The sequence below is a fragment of the Methanothermobacter tenebrarum genome (genome assembly GCF_003264935.1).
Lineage (GTDB): Archaea > Methanobacteriota > Methanobacteria > Methanobacteriales > DSM-23052 > Methanothermobacter_A > Methanothermobacter_A tenebrarum_A.
On sequence record NZ_QLOE01000018.1, the window covers coordinates 1 to 4315 of the forward strand.

The 4315-nt window shown below is 40.1% G+C and carries 4 protein-coding genes; all 4 read right to left on the reverse strand.

The features are described 5' to 3' along the window. Positions 1–232 precede the first annotated feature (232 nt). Positions 233–427: a DUF5654 family protein gene (locus DPC56_RS08035; protein WP_348638845.1), complete on the reverse strand. Its 195-nt coding sequence runs from the start codon at positions 425–427 to the stop codon at positions 233–235. A gap of 878 nt (positions 428–1305) precedes the next feature. Further along, the gene (locus tag DPC56_RS08040) at positions 1306–1650 is read right to left on the reverse strand and encodes a hypothetical protein (protein ID WP_112094553.1); all 345 of its coding nucleotides are present in this window, start codon (positions 1648–1650) and stop codon (positions 1306–1308) included. A gap of 12 nt (positions 1651–1662) precedes the next feature. Then, entirely contained in the window at positions 1663–1824 is a 162-nt protein-coding gene (locus tag DPC56_RS08255; protein WP_181454433.1) for a hypothetical protein, read from the reverse strand. Between the two features lie 823 nt (positions 1825–2647). Further along, positions 2648–4060 (reverse strand): hypothetical protein, encoded by a 1413-nt coding sequence (locus tag DPC56_RS08050; protein WP_146737628.1) that lies wholly within the window; start codon positions 4058–4060, stop codon positions 2648–2650. Between the last annotated feature and the right edge of the window lie 255 nt (positions 4061–4315).

The window sequence follows — 4315 nt, forward strand, 5'->3', positions numbered from 1 at the left end:
GTTTTCTTCGTTATATTTACCTATAACGAACATCTCAACCCAGGAATTTATAGACTCTTTTTTTGTGATCCCCCACACTGATTGTCGTAGGCTGCCAAATAATACCAAGTTTCCCTATTGGACTTAAATTTTGTGAATACATATTGTAGGTTTTTTCAAGGAGTTTCAAAAGACTGGAATATTCAATCTTCTGGCATTTCTATTTCTAAATGTGCGAGGCTCCTTGCGATGATTATAGTTGCAATAAAGCAAGTATAGTGACGATAATTGCATAGACAAACAAACCTGTAAGAGCATTCCCGGCCTTGAAAAACAATTGTATTAATGCCTTGATGGCTTCGTTCCATGCTAGAGCTGCTATAAGTCCAAAAGCTGTTGTTATAAGAGTCGCCATTGTCTTAATAACTTCCTCTTTTATCTCACTCATCTAATCACCTCCTTCTAAATTTTCAAAAATATGTACTCATGCAATCTACGGACTAGGACACTCCTCAACCTACTACCATGACAACCCAATCCAATCAGAATATTTGAAGCGCACAGAAAAACCAGACAAAACTAATCCACCTTCAAATCCATCCATAAATCCAAAATAGAACTATCTATAATAAATGAAAATGGGGCCCCCCATTATTGGACAAGCCCCATCTATTACACCTTGAACCCAAACAAGACAAAATTACGAGTTTATTTTTTCACGAACCAAATTAACAAAACCAATTTGGCACAGACAAGGCCATAAACTTTGGAAGTGGCGGAAGTCTCTTTGCCCTTGAAAAACAACAATCAGATTTCTATTTTAACCGCCAGGCATCGATAACTATTGAAATTGTAGCAACAATCTCTAACGTTGGCGAAAGAACCAACGTCGCAACAACACTAGGGATCACCTTCACAACCCCCTCCCTTAAACATTCTCCCCAACCTTTAACTACAAAAATTTCATCGTCTTACTCGCCAATTCAGCACCTACAAACCTCCATAATCACTACAAGCCATATCAGCAAACTACTCATACCAACTTCCAAAGAGATTCTGATTATTCCTTTCATCCCCCTTTAAGTTTTCCTATTTCACGTAAGAACATGAAGAAAAGGAAAAAATAATAAAAAATTGGGAGGAGCAAGCCTTAAGCTATAAAGAAACTAATGGCACCTATCATACCTATGCATCAACATAAAAAAGAGCTATGATTCTGCATACAAGAAACTTTGCGCTTCCCCCACCATAACACCTAAAAGGCACTCCCATTCATACAAGCAATTTCATATACCATTTTTTAATGTTCCCCCCTCATTTTCCAATCTAACCTCTCAAAAGACGCGATACAAAGTATAAAGATGCTATAATCGCGAAAATGCCAACTGGAAAGTATATTTTATCTTCGGCAGTTCCGGACACTAAGCCCACCATAATAAAGAAAATTCCACCACCCATAAGAAGAAATGAGACCACCAATTCACGTTTGAATTTATCTATAATACCATAATAATGGAAGAAGCCTAATAGAAGACATATAAATGTGATAATAGCAAGTCCAATATATTTGTATCTTTGTATACCAGTAGAAGATAATGCACATCCAGTAAAAACGAAAACCGCCATAAGTACAAGTGTAAAACTTATAAGACGCTCTCTTGATAATGTCATATCCATTCCCCTCTATTCTATCACTACAGCTTTATTTATCATATTCTGACCCTCCATCATCATAGGCAAACCAACGAAGACTATTTGTAATAGTGCTGCTTCACTAAGGCCACCTCCACTCAACAGTATTTCATCAAGTGCTAACATGATGGTACCTGCCCCTCCACAGTACACCAGCACTCCTTTAATAAATAAACCCCAATCTTTGATTACAATCTTTTGAGTCTAGGTTAGGTCGTAGTGGTAGTATCCCTCTCCTTATTGTTGTTGCGACGTTTCCTATGAGTGAGTGGCTAGATGAGATGTTCTGCAAATGAATATATGGATAAAACTTTTCCCTTATCAACACACCACCCCACGAGATTCATCAATTTCCCTAAAGCCTTGCTCAATAACCGGATAAGCAGCAAGAAGCGCTACAAACTGCACCAATACAAGTCTCTGATGTCGCCGCACCATAAAGAAATACTCCAACCCCAATAGCCACAAAAAGAATCCCCCCGTCATTTTCATTTATTCTTCACCTCCACTGAGTAAACTTTATTAAAATTCCACAGTATATCGTGTGATCTTTTTAGGCTCATATCATCCGCCTTTATTGGTCAAGCTTCATTTTCCACTCTAACCTCTCAAAAGACGCGATACAAAGTATAAAGATAATATGATGAGGAAAATGCCAAATGAAATGGCGAACATTTTATCTTCAGTAGTTCTGGACACTAAGCCCAATATAATAGAGAAAATTCCCCAAACCATAAAAATAAATGAGCCCACCAATTCATATTTGAATCTATCTATAATACCATAATAATGCGATAACCATACTAGAAATATAGAAAATATGGCAATAAGCGATCCAATACATAAGTATCTTCGCATGCCAGGAGAAAATATCCCTAGAATAAGGCCAACCATTCCTACCACATATAGAATAATTAGTTTTTTTATTGGTGTCACACGTTCACCTACCCTAATTATCCTACAATCCATCATAGCACTAACTAATCACCACAGTTCTCTCTATATCCTCCACACCATTCCATATACTCAGAAAAGCACCCAGCATTTCACTTGCCAGAATAAAAGAGGAGCCTCCAGTCTCCGGTGCCGCAAAAGCTGCTCCTATAATGAAACATGCCCCGGCACCGATCTCCATCACTCCTTTAATAAATAAATCCCAATCTTTGATTGCAATCCTTTGGGTCCGGTGGGTTAGCTCGTAGTGGTAGCATGCTCCTCCTGATCCTGCCGCTCCACAAATCCATCCTACTAGCGAGTATGTGCCGATTGTTGTCCACCCACTACCTGCAAGGTCTATGAACATGTAGGATTGGCCTGCTCTTATCTCAAGATATTCTATAAGGCTAGGATCATGGTCGATAATGGCCTCCCCATTTTCTAATGCTTCCATGATCTCTTGGACTGGTGAGACCACATTAACCCCTACACTCTCCAAGATTATTGCTTCAAGTTCTTTCAGAAGTATGCCCCTTACAATGTTAAATGCTTTCTCTCTCCTATCATAATCACGATAGTCCTGGTAATTGTTCAAATCACCGAGAATGCAATAATCGTAGATGGTTGGGAAGGGTGCGTGCATGTATGTGTATCCGCAGCCACCTACAAATCCTCCGTTCGTGACGCCGCAGATCATAAACGCCGGCTTCAATCTTACATAACTAAGGTTCAGGTTTTGCGCCGCTATCTCTGATGCATCCTCCCATGTGTATAGTGTTTTGAAGGCTGCTAAGAATGTTCCATATGCTGCTATTTCCCAGGGCGTCATTTGATCCAAGTGCCACGATTCCCAGTTTGCCCTTACAGGATCGAGGGATAAGGCTTCGGGTCCGGCTATGCAGAGGCTTATCACTTCCTCGAAGCCGGCATCACCATCCGCCCACAAATTCTTATAATGAACATTTACATCCTTACTGAATAATGGGAAGGAATAGGAAGAGCGTGAAAGGTATGCTGGCTTATACTTGATACTGATTCTGAAGCTCGGGTCATAGTAGGATTTCCAGGTTTCATGGCTGCCATCCCATCCTTCCCTGAATCCTTCAAAGAGCCATGGGTCATAGAAACTCCAACTTCGGATGATCCGGCCATCTATGATTAAACCTGATTGTTCAGCTATTCCTGTGCCGTCTTCAAAGTGTTCTTCGGCGGTGTCTCTAAAATATAGGCTTATCCATGTCACGTCCTCTGGGTTGACTTGAATGTCTATCTTTGATGGCGGCTCTCCTGCGGGCCCTGCTATTGTCCAGCCTCTTGTCTGGTTTATCTCTATGATTATATGGTCGGGATTGTCTTGGGGGGCGCCCGGCGCCGCTATCGTCATATTTCCTGCCGCTGAAACACCACCCATGAAAAGAAAGGATAAGAAGATGAAGAGCAACAACCTCTTCACAGCCACCACCATAATATGATAATACATTATAGTATAAAAGGATTACTATCTTTTTCTTTTTTAGGGGCGAAAAATATAAAAGGTGGGGTTTAAGACGAGAGCATGAATCCCAGCATTACAAGCTTAAACAGGAAAAATAGGCACTTACCATCCCCCCCAGATGGGCAAAGAGAAACCTTATATTTTGTCATAAAATGATTCTTGTTTACATAATGATTCTTGAGGAGTTTATTTTGTCATGCTTGAAAATAAAAT

What these genes read in the sequence shown, in the direction of transcription:
- DPC56_RS08035 (WP_348638845.1), bottom strand. Translation starts at nt 427, where the DNA reads ATGAGTGAGATAAAAGAGGAAGTTATTAAGACAATGGCGACTCTTATA.
- DPC56_RS08040 (WP_112094553.1), bottom strand. Translation starts at nt 1,650, where the DNA reads ATGACATTATCAAGAGAGCGTCTTATAAGTTTTACACTTGTACTTATG.